General features: G+C 51.4%; 12 protein-coding genes. 5 read left to right on the top strand and 7 right to left on the bottom strand.

Annotated elements, in window-relative coordinates; genetic code table 11:
• Positions 1 to 157 precede the first annotated feature (157 nt).
• Positions 158 to 2,188: a TonB-dependent receptor gene (locus tag ABDW36_RS17740; protein ID WP_343703268.1), complete on the top strand. Its 2,031-nt coding sequence runs from the start codon at positions 158 to 160 to the stop codon at positions 2,186 to 2,188.
• Positions 2,189 to 2,196: 8 nt separating this feature from the next.
• Here the strand turns inward: ABDW36_RS17740 and ABDW36_RS17735 are convergent, their stop codons facing one another.
• Together ABDW36_RS17735 and ABDW36_RS17730 are read right to left on the bottom strand one after the other, a co-directional pair.
• Positions 2,197 to 3,108 carry an NAD(P)-dependent alcohol dehydrogenase gene (locus tag ABDW36_RS17735; RefSeq protein ID WP_343703267.1) on the bottom strand — a complete coding sequence of 304 codons (912 nt, stop codon included), beginning with the start codon at positions 3,106 to 3,108 and terminating at the stop codon, positions 2,197 to 2,199.
• A gap of 190 nt (positions 3,109 to 3,298) precedes the next feature.
• Positions 3,299 to 3,724 (bottom strand): SRPBCC domain-containing protein, encoded by a 426-nt coding sequence (locus ABDW36_RS17730; protein ID WP_343703266.1) that lies wholly within the window; start codon positions 3,722 to 3,724, stop codon positions 3,299 to 3,301.
• 157 nt (positions 3,725 to 3,881) lie between these two features.
• Between ABDW36_RS17730 and ABDW36_RS17725 the strand changes: the two genes are divergently transcribed.
• The 4 genes from ABDW36_RS17725 to ABDW36_RS17710 all read left to right on the top strand — a co-directional run bounded on the left by ABDW36_RS17725 (position 3,882) and on the right by ABDW36_RS17710 (position 9,033).
• Positions 3,882 to 4,769: an alpha/beta hydrolase gene (locus ABDW36_RS17725; RefSeq protein WP_343703265.1), complete on the top strand. Its 888-nt coding sequence runs from the start codon at positions 3,882 to 3,884 to the stop codon at positions 4,767 to 4,769.
• Between the two features lie 83 nt (positions 4,770 to 4,852).
• Positions 4,853 to 5,527, top strand: coding sequence for a response regulator transcription factor (locus tag ABDW36_RS17720; protein WP_343703264.1), 675 nt, complete (start codon positions 4,853 to 4,855; stop codon positions 5,525 to 5,527).
• A complete protein-coding gene (locus ABDW36_RS17715) occupies positions 5,524 to 6,567 on the top strand; it encodes a HAMP domain-containing sensor histidine kinase (protein WP_343703263.1) in 1,044 nt (347 codons plus the stop codon). The genes ABDW36_RS17720 and ABDW36_RS17715 overlap by 4 nt, the downstream gene beginning before the upstream one ends.
• A 51-nt stretch (positions 6,568 to 6,618) precedes the next feature.
• Entirely contained in the window at positions 6,619 to 9,033 is a 2,415-nt protein-coding gene (locus ABDW36_RS17710) for a TonB-dependent receptor (RefSeq protein WP_343703262.1), read from the top strand.
• A 42-nt stretch (positions 9,034 to 9,075) separates the two neighbouring features.
• On the opposite strand, the gene ABDW36_RS17705 is transcribed toward ABDW36_RS17710, so the two are convergent.
• The 5 genes from ABDW36_RS17705 to ABDW36_RS17685 form a co-directional block, all read right to left on the bottom strand.
• A complete protein-coding gene (locus ABDW36_RS17705) occupies positions 9,076 to 10,644 on the bottom strand; it encodes a family 43 glycosylhydrolase (protein WP_343703261.1) in 1,569 nt (522 codons plus the stop codon).
• A 134-nt stretch (positions 10,645 to 10,778) separates the two neighbouring features.
• Positions 10,779 to 13,901: a glycosyl hydrolase gene (locus tag ABDW36_RS17700; RefSeq protein ID WP_343703260.1), complete on the bottom strand. Its 3,123-nt coding sequence runs from the start codon at positions 13,899 to 13,901 to the stop codon at positions 10,779 to 10,781.
• A gap of 5 nt (positions 13,902 to 13,906) precedes the next feature.
• On the bottom strand, positions 13,907 to 14,953 hold the full coding sequence (locus ABDW36_RS17695) for a DUF6528 family protein (RefSeq protein ID WP_343703259.1): 1,047 nt from the start codon (positions 14,951 to 14,953) through the stop codon (positions 13,907 to 13,909).
• On the bottom strand, positions 14,953 to 16,509 hold the full coding sequence (locus ABDW36_RS17690) for a RagB/SusD family nutrient uptake outer membrane protein (protein WP_343703258.1): 1,557 nt from the start codon (positions 16,507 to 16,509) through the stop codon (positions 14,953 to 14,955). The genes ABDW36_RS17695 and ABDW36_RS17690 overlap by 1 nt, the downstream gene beginning before the upstream one ends.
• 11 nt (positions 16,510 to 16,520) lie before the next feature.
• Positions 16,521 to 19,883 (bottom strand): TonB-dependent receptor, encoded by a 3,363-nt coding sequence (locus ABDW36_RS17685; RefSeq protein ID WP_343703257.1) that lies wholly within the window; start codon positions 19,881 to 19,883, stop codon positions 16,521 to 16,523.
• Positions 19,884 to 20,052: the final 169 nt, after the last annotated feature.

Below are 20,052 nucleotides of genomic sequence, written 5' to 3'. Positions count from 1 at the left end.
TTTCCCGATCCGATCAAACATCCTTCCCCCAAACGGCTACCTTTGCGCCGTTACAGGTCAAAATAAAGGAAGAAATACAGGAAAACTTCTTCCGGGAAGCAAAACATTACAATATTAAGAAATACATTTTGTCATGAGAGTATGCTATTTAGCATTAATGATATCGATGCTGGCCACCGCCGGCACTTCAGCACAAGACAGCAACCAGCCAAAAAGACTAACAGATACCACCAGCCAGCTAAAGGAGATCATTGTCACGGCCAGCCGCGTTGCGGAAAGCATCGATGAGGTGCCATCTTCCGTAACCTTCTTGTCCCAAAAAGACATTGTGCAGCTGGGCCAGATCAATAACAACCTCCCTAACATCCTCATGCAAAAGGTGCCCGGACTTTCCCCCAGTGAAGAAAGCCAGAACAATTTCATCGGCAAGCTGCGGGGCCGGAACTTCCTGGTGCTGATAGACGGCGTACCGCAATCCACCCCCTTGCGCAACGGCGGCCGCGATCTGCGGACGATAGACGTTTCCGCCATAGACCACATCGAAGTGATCAACGGGGCCTCTGCCATGTACGGCAACGGCGGCGCCGGGGGCATCATCAACTACATCACCAAAAAACCGGTGGCCGGCAAACCTTTCAGCTCTTCCACCTATTTCAATAACAGCCTGAACCTTGCCCATTCCGGAGATACTTACGGCTATAACCTTTCCCAGGTGTTCAGCGGGCAAACCGGTAAATTCAACTACCTGGTACAGGGCAAAATGGCGCGCTCCGGCGTGGTGAGGTCTTCAGACGGTACGGTGATGAGCCCGTTTTACGGCCTGGGAGAAACCAAAACCTATAATGCGCTCGTGAAGCTGGGGTACGATTTTTCTGCGAAACACCGCATTGAGGTGATGGGCAACTATTTCAACAGCATCCAGGACAGCAAATACATCGGCACCAAAGGCAACTTCGGCGTTTCGCCGGCCGTGGGCATTAAAGGAGATACCAACATCCTGGGCGGCACGCCATATAACAAAACCCTCAACATCAGATACACCGGCACTTTCGGCAAAACGGAAGGCAGCGTCACAGCGTACTATAATGATGTCAACGCTGTGTTTGAGGCGTTCAACCAGGTTTATGCAGACCACTGGGGGGCGCGGCTCAACCTGACCACGCCGTTTGTGCTGCCGGGCAACAACTCCGTACAACTGATCTACGGCATCGACTTCCTGAAAGACCATACCGTTCAGAAAGACATGGCGGAAAAACTGGTAACGCCTGACATGAACGTGAACAGCGTTGCGCCCTACCTGCAGTCCAAGTTCATCCTGGGGCAATACTGGATAGTGAAAGCAGGCGCCCGGTATGAAAACCTGGGGTTCAAGGTGAGCGATCTTACCAAAGGCACCCAGTTTACCCCCGGCGCCTCCAATACTTATAATGCCCTGGTATTTAATGCGGGCCTGCGGTATAACAAACTGCGCTACCTGCAGCCCTTCGCCAGCTTTTCACAGGGCTTCTCCATTGGAGACGTAGGGCTTGTGCTCCGCAACGGCATTTCCCTGAACGCCATTGACGCATCTCCGGTGAAAGTGAACAACTATGAAGTGGGGCTGAACGGTGAGATCAGCCGCGTACAATATGAGGTGACAGGCTATTATAGCACCACTAAAAAAGGTACTTCTTTCGCAGAGATCACCACGGGCAATTTCGGGCTCACCCAACTGCCGCAGCGCATTTACGGCGTTGAAGCCGTGGTGGGCGTGAAGGCTACAGACTGGCTTGGCATAGGCGGCCTCCTGGGCTATATGGACGGCAAGGAAGACCCTAAAAATGACGGCTCTTACGATGCCAAGGTGGATAACGCTTCCATTTCCCCCCTGAAAATAGGTGGCAATGTAGACCTGAAGCTGACACCCAAATGGGATTTCTCGGTGCGGATGGTCAACATCGGCAGCCGCAACGTGTTCCCGAAAGACAAATGGAACTACGGCAAGTACCCCGTATCAGGCTACACGCTGTTTGACCTGTATACTTCCTATCAGCTGAAATGCGTAACACTGAGCTTCGCCGTCAATAATCTCTTTAATGCGGATTATTATCCTGTTCATTCAGAAGTGCGCGGGGCTACAAGTGAGGGGCGGTATTATATCAAAGGGTCAGGCACAGTGGCTAACCTCGGGATAGCGGTGAACCTGTAGTTCCCGGCTTAACCGGTTGATGGCTGCACCACTACCACCACATTCCCTTTTTTATGCTGCTGCTCTACGTAAGCATGCGCCTCCGCAACCTGGCTGAGGGTATAGCGCCGGTCAATGACAGACTTTACATGCCCGGCTTCTATCAGCTCTTTCAGGGAATTTAAATATTCGGCCTGCAGCTTCACCGTTCCCCTGGCAACAGAAACATATCTTCCCCCAGGCGCCAGGGCTCTTTTGCAGGCGGATGCCTGTTTTTTGCCAACGGCATCGAAAATGATATCATATTGTTCGCCCTGGCGGGTAAAGTCTTCTTTGGTGTAGTCGATCACTGTATCCGCCCCCAGGGACTTTACCAGCTCCACATTGGCCGTGCTGCACACTGCGGTAACCCTTGCCCCGCAATATTTTGCGATCTGCACGGCAAAAGTGCCCACACTGCCTGAAGCGCCATAGATCAGCACGCGCTGCCCGGCTTGAATATGCGCCTTTTGCTGCAGGAAATACAGGGCGGTAATGCCTCCAACGGGAACGGCCGCGGCCTCCTCATAGCTCATATTGACAGGTTTTAATGCCAGCGCGGCCTTTTCAGGCATGCATTTGTATTCGCTGTAGCCCCCAAAGGCAAAGCCGGGTGTGGCAAACACCTGGTCTCCCTTCCTGAACAGCTGCACGGCCTTGCCGGTTGCCTCCACTTCCCCCGCCAGCTCAAAGCCCAGTATGGTGACCCTGGAAGGCTTAAAAAGGCCATTGAAAAACCGCGCCAGGAAAGGGTCTGCTTTCCGCATGCGCCAGTCACCCGCCGTAACGGTGGTGGCGTAGACCTTTATCAGCACTTCATTGTCTTTAGGAACGGGCTTTTCAACATCTTCCAGCTGCAATACATCAGGCGGGCCATATTTTCTGTATACAACGGCTTTCATTTTCCGGAATAGTTTAGCTGCTGTAAAATAAGGCGGACCATCAAGTATTAAACTTTTTTGTTCTTTAAAAAGATATTAACTTTTATTGAACAGATGATACATCGGGCGGAAAAAACCTGATAATATGCATCGTTGTTAAAATACAGCCGGAAATAGCGCCATAACAGCTGACAGGAGCGGCGTTTTATGGCTAATTGTAATAAGGATAAGGAATACCCTTGCCGGTTTCGCACAGCAGCCGCAAGCTCCTGAGAAAAAGGGCCCAGTCGTAGCTGCAGCTGGCAAACCCCGGCGTATATTCTTTCCAGCCATCGTGGCGGAGAGACAATACAGTGCCTTTATCTGTAGATTGCAGCTGGAACGTAACCGTTGTGCCAATCCAGTCCTCATAACCTTTAATACAAAGCCATTCTACTGTTTGAGGCGGTTCCAGCCTGGTGACCTTCATTTCCTTGAAATACTCGGGGCCAAAGGCAAAGCGCAGTATACGGCCTGTTTCCGGCTGTGCTGTTGTATCAGGCGTCCACCATCCTGCCAGGCCTTTTTCAAGGGTCAGCGCATCGTAAACCGTTTCAATGGAGGCCTGGATCAGCAGCCTGTGATAAATGCTTTTCATAACAGATCTTTTTTATGATAAAGTTATTTTCTAAAAATGGCTTTGAGGGGTGGTTAACTGGACTTTCTGACGGGTTGATCTGGACAGCAATAAGGGATAAGCAATAGAGCTGGCACCGGATTTGGGGTAACGAATGTCCAAACCCAAAAAGGATCTTATGGACCCAATACAACAACACAAGGTTTTTCACCGGAACATGGAGGTGAACGGCCTGGATATTTTCTACCGGGAAGCCGGAGACCCTGCCAACCCCGCTGTTTTGCTCATGCACGGGTACCCCAACTCTTCTTTTTTGTACAGGAGACTAATACCGGCCCTGGCCGCGGAAAATTTTTATGCTATTGCGCCAGACTTTCCGGGAATGGGTTACAGTTCTTACCCTTCACAGGAAGCGTTCCCGTATACTTTTGAGAATTATGCCAATACCATCTCTGCTTTTGTGGAGAAAAAGCAGCTGAAGCAATTTGCGTTATACCTGCATGACTACGGGTCAGTAATAGGCATGCGCGTTGCTCTAAAACACCGGGAGAAAATAACCGCGTTAATGTTCCAGGACAGTAATGCCTACGAAGAAGGGCTGGGCAAGGAATGGGATGCCTGCAAAGTGTATTGGGATAACCCCACAAAAGAGAACAGGGAAAAAATAGGGGAGTTCCTGAATGAAGAAGGCTGCAAGGCGCAATACCTGGCAGGTGTACCGGAAGGGCAGGCCGAGCTGTTCACGCCAGACGCCTGGACGCTTGACTGGAACCTGATGAACCGCCCCGGCCACACGGCAGCGCTGTTTTCTTTGTTTGAAGATTACCCGTCTCACCGCGCACTGCTACCCAAATTCCAGGAGTTTTTCCGCAGCGCCAAACTGCCTACCCTGGTGATCTGGGGTAAATACGACGCGTTCTACAGCGTGGCGGAAGCGCCCTGTTACAAGCGGGATAACCCTGATGCGGAGGTGCATATCCTGGAAGCGGGGCATAAGGTGCTGGAAAGTCATTTTGAGGAGCTGGCGCCTGTTATTATTGATTTTCTGAAGAGGAAGATCGTTTAGAATACCCGGGCCATATACCGCTGCAGATAAATATTACGTAAATTCAGAATTACTTTAGAATTGATCGTAAACTTGCACGGTGTATGAAGATCCTCATAATTGAAGACGAACCAGACCTCAGCAGAAGCATTGCCGGGTATCTTGCTGATGAGAATTACCGCTGTGAATTGGCTGCTACATATGACGAGGCCATCGAAAAAACGGAACTATATGATTATGATTGCATCCTGCTGGACCTGATGCTTCCGGGCGGAAGCGGTTTAAAGATACTGGAAAACTTGAGGTCAAGAAATAAGCAGGACGGGATTATTATAATTTCTGCAAAAAACTCGATGGATGATAAAGTGACGGGCCTTCAGACAGGCGCAGATGACTACCTGGCCAAACCTTTTCATCTGCCTGAGCTGGCCGCCCGCATCTATTCCGTTATCCGCAGAAAACAATTCAGCACCACCAATATTGTAGAACAAAATGAATTGAAAATTGACCTGCTGGCTAAAACGGTGACCATACATGATAAAGAGGTGCCGCTTACAAAAAAGGAATTCAGCCTGCTGTTGTATTTTGTCAGCAACAAAAACAAGGTAATTTCAAAAAGTTCCATTGCAGAACAGCTTTCCGGCGATATTGCGGATATGTTTGACAGTTACGATTTTATATATACCCACATCAAGAACCTCAAAAAGAAGCTGCTCGATGCTGGCTACGGAAATTATCTTAAAACCCTGTATGGGTCAGGATATAAATGGGTGATATGAGCAAGTTGATGAATCGTTCATTGAAGAAGTTTATTATATATGCCGCGGTGGTATTGGCTTGCAGCATACCGGTGTATTACTTTTTTTTAAGCGAGTTGTGGCAGTATGAACTGAACGAGCATGAAATTATTCTCACGGAACAAGCCGGCCGGGAAGACAGTTTCCTGATTATTGGCACTGTAACCCTGCTCACCATTTTGTTTTTCAGCTTGTTGATTGGCGGACTGGTGCTGCTGAACCGCAATATTTCCCGTCAGCTCTGGCAACCCTTCTATGACAGCCTGGCCAAGATCAAGAACTTTGACCTGAACGGCCAGCACGCAGTGCATTTTGAAAAAACAGACATTACGGAATTTGCAGAGCTTAATCTGCAACTGGACAAGTTGATAAGCAGGTCCATATCGGCATATAACCAGCAAAAGGAATTTGCAGACAATGCTTCCCACGAACTGCAAACGCCTCTTGCGATCATACAATCCAAGCTGGATTTGCTGCTGCAAAACAAATCAGTAACAGATGAACAGTATGTTCTGATTGAAGACGCCTACAGGGCCCTGATGCGGGTAGGGCGTATCAACAAGAACCTGCTGCTGCTTGCCCGTATAGATAACAGCCAGTATATGGATGAACAGCTGGTCAACCTCTCCGAACTGCTGGAAACATCTGTTGCCGCATTCAGCCAGTTCGCGGAAGCAAAACAGCTCATACTGGAATCTTGTATCGCTAAAAACGTAGAAGTGAAAGGGAACAGGGACCTGGTAGAGATACTGGTGAATAATTGCCTCAACAATGCTATCCGGCACAGTGCGCCCAATAACACAATTGGGATCAACCTCTCTGAAAAAATACTTGTTTTTTCCAACCAGGGCAATGAATCACTTGTTCAGGAGCAGCTGTTCAAGCGTTTTGGCGTTGCCTCCTCCAAATCTCCCGGCACGGGCCTGGGTTTGGCGCTTGTAAAGCAGATAGCCGGCCGCTATAACTGGAGGGTAGATTATGCTTTTTCGAACAAGCGTCACGTCTTTTCTTTATATATCTAGTTCAGAATTTCCCCCAAATCAGATCGTACCTATGCAGTGAAAAAAGTTAAAATGAAAAAAAAGGCCTTATCTGTACTGGTCCTGCTGTTAGTGCTGAAAATCAATTTGTATGCTCAGCAGGGCAAGGCAACAATATCCGGGTTGATCAGGGATGAGGGAAATAAAGCTACATTGTCCTTTGTAAATGTTGTGCTCAGGAACGTCAAAGACAGCTCGCTGGTAACAGGTACAATTTCGGGTGAAGACGGCAGGTTTTCCCTGCAGGGAGTGGGCAGCGGGAACTACCTTTTATCTGTCAGCCTCATGGGGTACCGGCCCGTAACGCAGCCACTGCTGGTAGGCCATCTCAGCAACTTTCTCGACCTGGGGAATATTGAGCTGGAACGGGATGCAAAGATGCTGGACGAGGTAACAGTGAATGCCAGGCAGGAGATCATTTCTTCAAAAATGGACAAGAAAACCTTTGCACTGTCTGACAATATCAGCCAGGCTGGCGGCTCCGTGCTGGAGGCCATGAGGAACCTGCCGGGTATCACTACCAGCCAGGACGGCAAGGTACTGCTCAGGGGCAGTGAAAAGGTGATGATACTGATAGATGGCAAACAGACGGCGCTGACCGGCATGGGCGGCCAAAGCGGCCTGGATAACATTGCTGCGTCTGCCATTGAAAAAATAGAGATCATCAATAACCCCTCCTCAAAATATGATGCCAACGGCAGCGCCGGTATCATTAATATCATTTACAAAAAGGAGAGAAATGAAGGGTTCAGCGGAAAGGTGGGCCTGGCAGGCGGCCTGGGAGCGCTTTGGGAAAAGAAGGGCAACTATCCCGGTATAAGGCCCCAATACCGCGCCACGCCGAAAATAAACCCGTCCTTATCATTAAACTACCGGAAGAGGAAGGTGAACCTGTTTTTCCAGGCAGACAACCTCTACACCCAAACCTTGAATAAAAATGAGTTTGTTGACCGGTACTATGACAATGGGGATGTTGTACGGCAGCAAACAAAAAGGAACAGGAACACCAACTTTGCTACCTTGAAAACAGGGATAGACTGGCTGCTGAATGATAATAACACCATTACCGTTGCAGGGCTTTTCAGCAGCGAAAAAATTATAGACAGGGGAGATGAGCCCTTCTTCAATAAGGATTTAAATGAAAGGATGCGGCTCTGGCAGTTCCTGGAAGACGAGGTGAAAACAACCGCCACCGCCTCTGCAAACTGGCAGCACAAGTTCAGGCAACCGGGCAGGGTATTGAATGCGGGCTTTAATTATACCTTTCACCGGGAAGACGAAAAATATTTCTTCACGAATATTATGCCTGCCTATACCGGGCTTGACTCGTTCAAGCTGCTCTCTGATGAGCATGTTGCCGATCTGAATATAGATTATGTACAACCGTTGCGATACGGGCGTTTCGAGACAGGTGTCAAATTCCGCAGAAGATACATACCCGTAAACATGCAGTTCAAGCCGGGCCTGCATTCTCCGCTGGATGAAAGTGCCGGAGGAGCGGCCAGCTATACGGAAACTATCCCGTCTGTTTACGGAAATTATATTTACGAAAGCAACAAGCTGGAAATGGAAGCCGGTTTAAGGGTGGAGCATGTAAGCCTGGATTATTATGTGAACCCCAACCACCCAACCTATAAAAGTGATGGCTACAACTATACGCAGCCTTTTCCTAACTTGCGGCTGGCGTATAAATTTGACGAAAACAACAAACTCTCGCTCTTTTATAACCGCCGGGTAGACCGGCCTAATGAGGTAGATATCCGTATTTTTCCGAAGTATGACGATGCGGAGATCATAAAAGTAGGCAACCCTGCGCTCAGGCCTCAATTCACCAACATTTTCGAACTGGGGTACAGGACAGGCTGGAAAGAGGGATCCCTGTTCTCTTCGCTATACCATAAGAGAATGGATGCCACCATTGCCAGGATAGGCACCACCATACCGGGCAGCACCCTGATCTACAATATTTTTCAGAATACAGGCAAAAGCTTCAATAGCGGTATTGAGCTGATGTTTTCCCAAAAGCTGGCCAGCTGGGTAACGCTCGGCCTGAACCTCAACGGCTACCAGTCTGTTATTGATTCCTTTGCTGTCGTAAACAAATATCCGGTAGAGAACGTGTTTGCGGCGGCCAGGGAAGATATGTTTTCCGGAAACATCAAACTTAACGGGCTCTTCCGCCTCCCGCGTAAACTGGAGGCCCAGCTTACGGCCATTTACCAGGCGCCTGACCTGGTACCGCAGGGCAAGGTATTCTCCCGCTTTTCTATTGACGCCGGCCTTAAAAAAGGAATACAAAACGGAAAAGGAGAACTGTTTGTGAACGCTACGGATATTGCCAATACGCTTGTACTGAAAAGGGAAATAAAGGGGGCCAACTTCAGTTACATCAGCACGGATCATTATGAAACGCAGGTATTCCGTATAGGATATAGTTATAAATTTTAGTGCAGGGTGCCCTCCTGCAAAGGGCACCCCGTTCTGGTTATACTACTCGCCTACAGGGATCGGCATATCTACACCGGTTGCCGCCGCCACGCCGAAGTTTGGCGAACCGTCGCTGTTCCAGCTGAGCTTCTGCATCCTGGGGGCCCTCATGCCATTGGTAGTGCTTGCCACGCTGCGGGCGTGATAGATAAACCAGTGCTCCTTTTTCGTTACGCCATTGGGATCTGTATAGCTGCTGGTGAAGAAGCCATTATGGCCTGGCCCGTACACGGAATTGGCATCATTTCTTACAAATACCTGCTTTTTATTGATCCAGTCCGCCGCCACAGTGGGGTTGCCGCCGCTTCTCAGCTGTATCTGGGCAAGGCAATAATTGTCACTCGTATACCGGCTGGCGGAATAGATGATGAATACCGGGCTGCTGGCATCCCGCTGCAGCATGATGGGGCCTTCATTCACGCCCAGCCCGATGGAGCTGGGCTCATGTTTCTCCCAGGTATTGGTAGGGGAGGATATTTTGATCCTTGGGCCGCTGATGGTCCAGGGGTTAGACATGGCAGCCAGGTAAAGATACTGCTTGTACCTGCTGGCAGTGCTTTCCCAGCCAGACCAGATGAAATAGTTAGTTGACCCTATGGTGAGTATGGAGCCGTCAATGGCCCACTGATCGCTGGAGTCGAAGATCTTTCCTTTGAATGTCCAGGTGCCGGTCATGGGGTCTGCATTGGGGTTTTCCAGTACATACATACGGTGAGAATCTCCGGTGCCATCATTAGCCGCAAAATAGATGTACCACTTACCGGACAGGAAATGCAGTTCCGGCGCCCATATGTTGGAAGAGTACGCCGTACCTGCAGGCGGTGTCCAGATAACAGATTCCGGGGCTGTTGATAATAAAGACATGGAAGTAGTTTTCCGCAGGCCAATGTTATTACCCCGGGTATACATGAAATAATAGTAACCGTCTTTTTCGGCAACAAAGGGGTCTGGCCTGCTGGCATTGATCAGCGGGTTCTGAAAATAGAGATTGTGGAAATTGAACAGGTCCTGGTTGCCGGTGATGGCCGATTTCTGCCTGAGCTTGGCGCCAGGGGTAGTGCTTTGCGGGTCCAGCACCATTTTCATGCCGGTGGCTTTGTTGGTCAGTGAAAACACGTTATTGCTCCCCGAATAGGTTATAGACCAGGCCTGGGAATCGCTGCCGCTATCCGTTCCCTGCTGCAGAATATCCCCGGAGGTGGAGGAAGGGGACTGCAGGCATTTGTTGCTGGTCACGTTCACCAGCTTGTAATACGTAGCGTCAATTTTTACCAGCTTCCATTTCTGGCCGTTATTGGGGAACCACCACCACTGCTGAATTTTCTGGCCTTCCGCGGTGGAATTACCGGTTACTTCCACTACCGGGCCGGCGGGGGCAGATGAGGTAACGCCCCTGATGCGGTAGGTAGCGCCATCTATCAACGTTCCCAGCGGCGGCGCCGCACTGAGCTTGGCGCTTCCGGGTAGCAATTCGCCACGGGTATCAGCATTTTCTTTCGGGGTTTCTTTCTGGCAAGCCGTTGCCAGCAGCCACATAGTGGCGGTGAGGGTTGTGAGGGTCTTGATTTTCATAACATAGTTCTCTGTGCGGCAATTCACGTGGAAAAATTGCAGCGGGGTTTATAATTGGTTAATCAGGATAGAAGTTAAGCAATATATTCCGGAAATGGAACAGCACCTGCTGAAAGAGGTGCTGTTCCCGGAGATTATTGTGAGGTAATGATTTTGTAATCTTCCGTTAGTCCATAGTCATATAGGTCATACGCATTACCAGGCGGCTGTATCTTTATGTTATACCACTTCCCGGGGTCTGTCAGGCCGGGAGCCGGCTTGTTGTAGAAGGGCCCCAAAACGTTTTTCAGGCTGCCTGTTACCGTGATCTCCACCTTGTTATGGCCTTTCTTTACAAATTTGCCTATTTCAAGCCTGTTGGGCTCTCCAATGATGATGCCGGCAAACGCGCCGTTCACTGTTACGGATGCCACGGTACCTTTCCAGCTACCCAGTTCCACTGCATATGCTTGGGCAGGGTTGGTTACCTGGAAGGTTTTACGGTAAGTAATACCCTCACCGTATAACGGCAAGCCCTGTTTGTTCCAGTATCCTAATTGCAGCGGCTGGGGCGCTGCAATGTTCCATCCCCGCTCTGCCGCTTCCAGGTTAAAATCTCCCAGGATGTACACCGGTTCAATTTCTGCAAATACGCTCATGGGAGACACTGTTAAGGCCAGCTGGTTATCACCGGCTTTGAGGTGGCGGCCTATGTTAAATACGCCATAAGAACGGTCAAGCCACCACTGGCCGGGCTCCATTTTGACCGCCACACCGTTGATCTTCACCTGTTGCCAGAGGCCGGGCTGCTCTATTACCGCCTTGAAGTGGCGGGCATCCACACCGGCTGCCAGGTTAAAGTGATAGATGGCGGTATAGCCGGTGCCGGTGGAAAAGGTATCTCTGCTCACAATGGCATTTTTATATTGGGTGCGGTTATTCCAGGGGTTGCCTACACCATCGGTAAACCCGAAATGTTTGAACGCGGTATTGGAGGCTATACCTGTATGGAGGCGGGTATAGCTGGTGTCTGGCTTATACAGCTGCAGATCGCAGAAGTCTATGGTGAGCGTGTTGTAGGCAGGCCTGTTCACCACAGTGGCGGAGGCATTGAGCGGTATCCATTTGGCAGGCGTATTTGCCTCCCTGTAACCGGGCATTTTTTTGTCTGCTATGAACAGCATCAGGCTGCCGGCGGGGGGAACGTTAAAGTTAAACATCACCTCCTTGTTACGTACGGTATGTGCATAGCGGGTAACACCGCCATTGAACATATCCAGGGCCAGTATGTCATTGCCGTTCATGGTAACCTTGCCGACGGAGGCATGGGTCATGCTGGCATTGGTGAGCAGCAGCAACTGGCCGTTGGCCAGCTTGCGGCGGTGGTGGTAAATATTGCCGCCAATGCTGTCTCCCTGCGCAGGGGCTATGGTAAAGCCCTGGTTATGCAGCTGCTGCAGGAGCGCTTCACGGCTCGCACTACTGACCTTTGGCAACGGCAGGGCAGCCAGTTCGCTGCTGGCCGCGCCGTCTACCAGCTGCAGCTGTTCGAAACAAACTACCCGTCCACCGGCTGCCGCAAATGCTTTCAGCAACCGGAAAGCAGGCCCGTCTATGTTTTCCATGCCCGGCGGGACCACCACCGTATTATACCCCCGCTGGCCGATCACAAAGTTCTTCCCGTCAATGCGGCCATGGTCTTTGATGATGTTTTCCGAGCCCAGGTCATACTCCAGGTGCAGGCGTTGCATCAGCGTCACAAAATCATTGAAGCTTTTCCCTATTTCTGACAAGCGTTTGTTTTCACCGTCACGGGCGTAATACATCCATGCAGAGGTAGTAGGCTCAATTACCAGTATGTTGTTGAATTGCTGCCCGCGAGACAACAGGTAATGCATCCGCGCGTAGTAGTTGTTCATGACCTTGTAGTACCGCCACCATGGCTCATGGTAAGAGAAGCTGGGCGGGTAGTCATATTTCCGCGCGCCCTGCAGCGTCATGAAAGACAGGTGCTGGTTCATGAAGTTGACGCCCAGTACATACTGCCAGTCTGCCAGCCGCTTCATGTCTTTAAACGTCAGTTCCCAGCCGGCGCCGCCATAGGTTTCGGAGAGCGTACGCGTTTTCCCCAACTGGTTGGCCACGCTGCTCAGTTCCTTCACCGCGCGGATATTGCCAAACTGAACGGGTTTGTCTTCGTTGTACTGGTTAAACAGCATGTCTATACCGGGCATCTGGTGCCAGGCGTACATGGCCATGTTATCAGGGCCATGGTAGGGGCTTGGCCAGCCGTGCTCCCAGTAGTGGCCCGTCCAGACCAGGTTCCTGGCTTCCATGTAAGCAGATACCGGCTTTGACCAGCGGTCAATAAACAATTGTAGCAACACAACGTAGTAGTTGTGGCGTACGCGTTTCCACTCGCCGGTTTCTTTAAAAAGAGAAGGCAGGTGCAGGCGCAGGTCGTAGCCCCAGGTTTTGCTGAAGGCGTCAAACAGGTCTGGCGTCCAGCGAACGGAGTGGCGGCCCTCATTGATAATGGTGGGCTCGTCGGAGAAAACGCCTTTGATCGTTTTGCCGAACTCGTTGCCGGCTATTTTTTCGTATCCCTTATAGGTAACGTCAATAAACTTTTCCGTAACGCCTTTTGCCATCAGGTCTACGTAAGACACGCCGATGGGGCCTGCCACCGTTCCGCGGTTGGAACGCTGGTAATTTGTTTTTCTGAACAAACGGTAAGCGCCGGTTTTCCCTTTTTCATCCGCCACGCTGTTGGTGACGTCTTTGTAGCTGCCGTTTACGTCTTTAAGGATGAGGAAGCAGGCAGACAGGGTATCCGGCAACTGGTTTGTTTCTTCCATGTACAGCATCTGCCCCTGGTTGTAGGCCTCCGGCATCTCATCTGCCAGCAGCCCGCCGGCAAAGCCGGTGGGGTAGGAGTTCTCATCATAGATCCAGGTATTCAGGCCCAGCTTTTTGCCCTGCTCCATGGCATACCTGAACAAACTGTACCATTCTTCAGACAGGTACTCCGTAATTAATCCCGGCCGGGGGTGAATGATAACGCCGCCAAAATCATTCTTGCGGAAATCATGCAGCATGGAGTCTATATCCCGCCTGTTCACTTTTGAGTTCCATACCCAGAGCGGCGCTGTGCCGAAATCTTTACCCGGTGCTTTAAACCCGGCAGTAATGTCTTCAAACCGCTGCTCCTGTGCATGTACGGTGCCGGTAGCCAGCAATGCCGCAAGGAGTATGAACCCGTATATCTTCTTATACATGATTGTTACTGGTAATTGTCGTAAACTATTTTCACTTTATAAAAGCAGGCGCCGTGTACCGGCCTGGAGCCCTGGAACTGGCCGCCTGCAGTATAAAAGTCAACCGTGCTGGATGACCAGGCGTTGAGTGAACAATATACAACAGGACGGGGATTTTTGTTAACATCCGGCCGTATCAGCACTATTTGCCCGTTTGGCTGGTTGCCTATTCCTTTTACGAAGGTGAGGTTATTGGTAGGGGATACGGACAGACTCTTGCTGGTTTTGTTGAAAACATATTCCCCGCCGTTGCTGGTTACCCACAACAGGTTGCTGTTGCCATGGTAGGCGCTGACCTCGTGGCCCCAGGGCGTAGGCAAGGTTACCCTGTATTGTTTCAGTTCCGTCAGCTCCGGCTGGGCATCCGTACCCCCAACCGCCAGCGCCGTGAGTATATGCGCATTGTTGGTCACATCCTGGCCGGTTACCCAAAGGCAATTAAGCGCCGGGTCCCACAGCGCGGCATGTGCTGCGCCCAGGGTGAACTCTGCGTAGGTGTTGTTACTGGCGCCCTGTGAGGTAGCGTATACGCGCACCCAGTTACCGTCAGACGCGGCCAGGGCCAGGTTGCCGTTGGGGAGCAGCTCGGCTGAATGCAGGTTGCCTGTTATTACCCTTGACCATATGCGCTGCCCGGAGTGGTAGGCAATAATGGCGGCAAAACTGTTATCGCTAACGGCAGCGAAGGTACCATTCTGCCACACAGGCATCTTCCTGATCTTAAAATCCGTACCGCCGCCAAACTTGTTGACCTCATCAGTGGAGAAGCCCATCGCAGTAGTAGGGGCCCAGCGCCATTTTTTTGCTTCAGCGGTGTTCCAGTCGGTAACAGCCGGGTCATAGATCTCTATTTGCTTCGAAGCGTCGTTTGTCAGTGCCAGCAGGTTGCCGGGGTAGGGTTCAGGGGCCTGGACCGGCGGCGGGTTGGTGCCTGGACCGGGAGCTGTATTAGCTCCCGGTTTTTTACTGCAGGCTGAGAGGATGACTAACAAACCGATGATTATTCTCTTCATCAATATCCGAGGTTTTGTGTGAGCTTATCGTTTAGCAGTATTTCTGCGTTGGGAATAGGAAACAGCAGCCGCTCCTGTGTTACATTATAGCTGCCGGATTCCAGGTAGCTGTATGTTGCTTTCTGTTTCACGCCAAACGCTGTCATCACGGCAATGGCTTTGCCGGTACGTACCAGGTCAAGCCAGCGCTTGTTCTCGAAAGCCAGTTCCACTCTTCTTTCATGCAGGATGGCGGTTTGCAGCACGCCTTTATCGGTACTGGAAATATTATGTGTAGCATCGCCGAAGGCCCTTTCCCTTACCGCATTCAGGTATGGCAGCGCTTCACCTGCTTTGCCCTGTTCAACCAGGCTTTCAGCAAGCAGCAGCAATACTTCCGCATAGCGGTAAACCGGCCAGTTGTCATTGGTCTGGCCGCCGATAGTATGCACATGCAGGAATTTCTTCGGGAACGGGCGGCCTACCTTACCTGCGGGCGGGGTGTAGTTCAGGGCGGGTTTCACCGCAGTGGCGGCAAAATCGTCGTTGGCGTTGAAGGAGCCCTCCGCAATGGCAATAGTTGCATTTAGCCGCAGATCTCCGCTTTCATAGGCATCTATCAGGTCTTGCGTGGGAGTATTGTAACCACCGTCGTTGGTAACGTTGTTGTAGTTAATGCCGGTGACAACAGACGTATTGGTCATGCGCGGAATGAAATTGTAGACAGATGCCTGCGTATTGGCCTGCGGTACTGCCAGCGCGGTGTTGAACTGGATGTCGAACACGGATTCCCTGCTGTTTTTGTTAACCAGCTCAAAAGCGTCGCTGTATTTCGGGAAAAGGGAATAACCCATGGCCGTTACCTGTTTCAGCACGCCTTCAGCCAGGTCGTATTTCTTCAGCGTTACATATACGTCTCCCAGCAGGGTTAACGCAGCGCCTTTGGTTGCGCGGCCTGTTTGCGGGAACGTGGGCGCAGCCAGTTTGGCGGCGGCGTCTGTAGCATCGGCAATGATCAGGTCATATACTTCCTGTTCGGTAGCGCGGGGAACATAGGTTTCATCACGGGAGAGGGGGGCGCGCTTATAGATGGGCACACCGCCGTAGTAACGCACCAGGTCAAAGTAAACGAGCGCACGGATGAATCTGGCCTGGCCCAGAATGGCATTGCGGTTGGCCTCTGCCAGTTGGATGTCGTCTATATGATCTATGATAACGTTGGCGGCGGAAATGGCGCTGTAGGCCGAATTCCACTTGCCGGGCGTCTGGTTATTGTACTTGTCATCCAGGAAGTCTGCAATGGCAGTGCGGTTGGTAGTGGCTACCGCCCGGTCTGAAGATTTATAGTCGTAGTGCGCATTGTCAGACCGCATTTCACTCATGGCCCAGGCACTTTTATTGTTATAGAGGCCGCGCAGCTGGGCATATGCGCCGTTCACTGCCAGCTCGTAGTCATTCAGGTTTTTAAAGTAGCTATCCAGATTAACCCTGGTGGGATCGGTTTCTTCGAGGAACTTTTTGCAGGAAGTTTGCCCCAGGCTGAATATTACCAATATTAAAGCAACGATCTTTTTCATGTTTACTGATTTTAAAGGCCAAGGTTCAAACCGAATGTGAATGTTCTTTGCAGCGGGTAAGCGCCCAGGTCTTGCCCCTGTTGCGTCACAAATGCCAGCCCTCCGCCGGCGCTTACTTCAGGGTTGCCGGGGTAGCTGGTGAAGATGTATACGTTCTGCGCGGAAGCGTATAATCTCAGGCTCTTGATGAAAGGCGTTCTGAACTTCTTCAGCATATACCCCAGCGTGATGTTGTTGATGGTAAGGTGAGACGCGTCGTGCACAAACAGTGAATTGTCTGTACGGTACGCTGCGGTAGTACCGGCTAAAGTGCGTGCCACGCGGCCATTGCCCGGCTCGGATTCAGAACGCCAGCGCTGCAGCAGCTCCGGTGGACCGTTAAACACGCCATCCAGGTTGTAGGTACTCTCCTGCATGCCGTTTTTCAGCTTGTTGCCATAGGTGCCAGACATGGTGATGCTCATATCAAAGTGCTGGTACTGGAAGCTGTTGGTGAGCCCGAAGATAAATTCGGGATTGGGGTCTCCCAATACGGTCTGGTCTTCAGGGAACGTGATCTTGCCATCTCCGTTGAGGTCTTTGAAACGCACCGTGCCGGCCTGAGACAGGGTAGTAGTGCCCGTTCCGTAGTATTTAGGCCCTGCATCCGCCTCTGCCTTGTTTTTAAAGATACCGTCAAACACATACCCGTAGAATTGCCCGATGGGCTTGCCTACCAGGGTACGGAAATCCGTAAATTCAGATAAAGTGATAGTAGGGTCTGCGGCAAACGGAATATTGTTCAAACCGATGCGTTTCACAAGGTTCCTGTTGAAGGCAATATTGAAATCGGTATTCCACTTTAATTTCCCGGTCAGGTTCTTGCTGCTCACAACAATTTCATGCCCCCATTGGCGGATGTCTCCGAGGTTATCCTGTACGGTGCCGAAGCCGGATGAACGGGGCACCGGGAGCTCGAAGAGCAGCCCTTCCGTCAGCTTGCTGTAATAGTCGTATGACAGGTTCAGCCTGCCGTTCAGGAATCCTATGTCAATACCGGCATCAAACTGGCGGTTGCGCTCCCAGCCAAGGTTAGCGTTGCCAAGGATGTTCTGTACCTTGCCGGAGGCCAGGCTGCCGGAGAAGGTGTAGTTGGAATTCCCAATACGCGCTATGGAGGAGTAGTTGCCTATTTCGTTCATGCCCGTTAAACCGTAGGTAACTCTCAGTTTCAGGAAGCTCAGCGGCTTGAAGTCTTTAAGGAAAGCCTCATCGCTGGCTATCCAGCCTGCGCCGAAGGAGGGGAAGGTACCCCATTTGTTGTTGGCGCCAAAGCGGGAAGACCCGTCACGCCTTACGGAGGCCTGGAGCAGGTACCGGTCTTTGAAGCTATAGTTCAACCTTCCCAGCAAAGACACCATAGACCACGCTGCAAAGCTGGTATTATTGGTAGTGAAGCGCGTAGCTGCACTCAGGTAGGGTATCCTGTTATCCGGGAAATCGCGGCCTACCATATCGCTGGAAAAACCGGTGGAGCGCTGAATGGTAAAGCCGGCCAGCGCGCCCAGGGAGTGGTCTCCAAAACGCTGATTGTAATTGAGGGTATTCTCGTTCAGCCACACATAATCATTATTGACCAGGGCCTGGCCATAAGCGGAGTTATTGCCAGGCGGCGGGTTCTCCATGGGCAGGGCATTGAAGCCGCCCATGGAAGTGGAAGGGATGAACCGCTCACGGTTCACCTTGAAAAGGTCAGTGCTGCCGGAGGTGCGGAAGGTGAGGAAGTCTGTCAGCTTCACTTCAGCAAAAACGTTGGCCAATACGCGCAGGCGGTTGGCGTCGTCTTTTACCTCGGTCAGCTGCCTGAGCGGGTTGGCCCATACGAACTGGTTGGTGAAACCTGTAATACCTAATGCCAGTGAACCGTCTGGGTTGTAAGGAGAGCCCATGGTGGGAATCATGGAGGCCGCAGCAAAGATGGCGCGCTGGCCGTCTACATTGAAGCCGTTACCCTGCCTGTTGTTATGTTCCAGCTGCAGGGAAGGCGCTACGCCAAAGCCGATCTTTACACGTTTGCCGGGGGTAAAATCCCCATTCACGCGCAGCGAAAAGCGCTTGTAGCCGGTGTTTACAAGAATACCCTGCTGATCAAAATATCCGGCCACCACGCTGTAGGCCGCCTTCTCCGTACCGGAGTTGATGGCTATGCTGTAGTTCTGTACCGGTGCTGTTCTGGTAAGCTCACTGAACCAGTCCGTTCCTTTACCATATTGCTCAGGGTTCTGGTATACCGCGGGAATGCCGCCGGTATAACCCTCATACCTGATCTTGTCTTCATAAAAACCTTTCATGTAAGTAGCCAGCTGGGTGGCGTTCATTACAGGTGGAATCAGTTCACGCATGAGTGAGGCGGTGCCATAGTAGGAGTTGACATTGATCTGTGTGGCCCCTGCCTTGCCGCGTTTGGTGGTGATCATGATCACGCCGTTGGCCGCGCGGGAGCCGTACAGGGCGGTAGAAGCCGCGTCTTTCAGGATGGTGAAAGATTCAATTTCGTCAGGGTTGATGTTATTGATATTATCCGGGTTGCCAAGCATGGGCTGCCCGTCTACCACCACCAGCGGCCGCACATTTGATGTAAATGAAGCAGCTCCGCGGATGCGCAGGTCCATACCCTGGCCGGGGCGGCCGGTGGTTTGCGCCACCTGTGCTCCCGGCAGCTTGCCCTGCAGCCGCTCAGCGAAAGTACCGGTGGGCTGGTCTTTCATATCGTCAGCATTCAGTTTGCTGACAGAACCCACAATGTCACGCGTGTTCTGGCGGCCATACGCCACCACTACTTCCCCCAGCTGGGCGGTAGCTTGCTCCAGTTGTACGTTAATGGTGGCCTGCCCGTTGATGGCCACTTCTTTGGGGGTGTAGCCCAGTAACCTGAACTCCAGCACGCCGCCGGTTTCAGGCACATGCAGCGAGTAGGTGCCGTCCGGGAGGGTAGCCGTACCCGTTGATGAATTTCTCAGCCGGATGGCCACGCCCGGCAAAGGGTTATTATTCACGTCCGTGACGCGGCCTTTGATGGTAACCGCCACTACGGCAGGCTCCGGCGTGCGGGTGATGACGATGGTATGCTGACGGATGGTATAGGTAAAAGGTTGGTTGGCGAAGCATTTTTTGAGCACTTCTTCCGCCGTTGCATCCGTTACCTGCAACGCTACCGGCTTCGCATCCTTCAGGATGTCTACATTCCAGAGAACGTTATAGCCGGTTTGTTTCCTGATCTGGTGGAACACGTCCCTGAGCGTGATCTCCTTGGCTGACAAGGTCATCTTCTGGGCATAGGAGGAGGCGCTGACTTCCATTAACGCTGCGATCATTAAAACAACGGTCAGTTTCATAACCAACACAATTTTTTTGAGCGTAGCGCCAGCATTCCCCTGGCGCACGACAGGTATGTAAAATTTCATTACATTTGGATGTTTGAGTTTAAAAATCAGATTACTGTGACTACAATAAGCCTAAGAGACTTGTTTTTTGCAGGGTCTGCTCAAATTACCGGCCGGGGGC

The organism is Chitinophaga sp. (assembly GCF_039596455.1).
GTDB lineage: Bacteria > Bacteroidota > Bacteroidia > Chitinophagales > Chitinophagaceae > Chitinophaga.
This window is presented reverse-complemented; position numbering and strand designations above follow the sequence as displayed.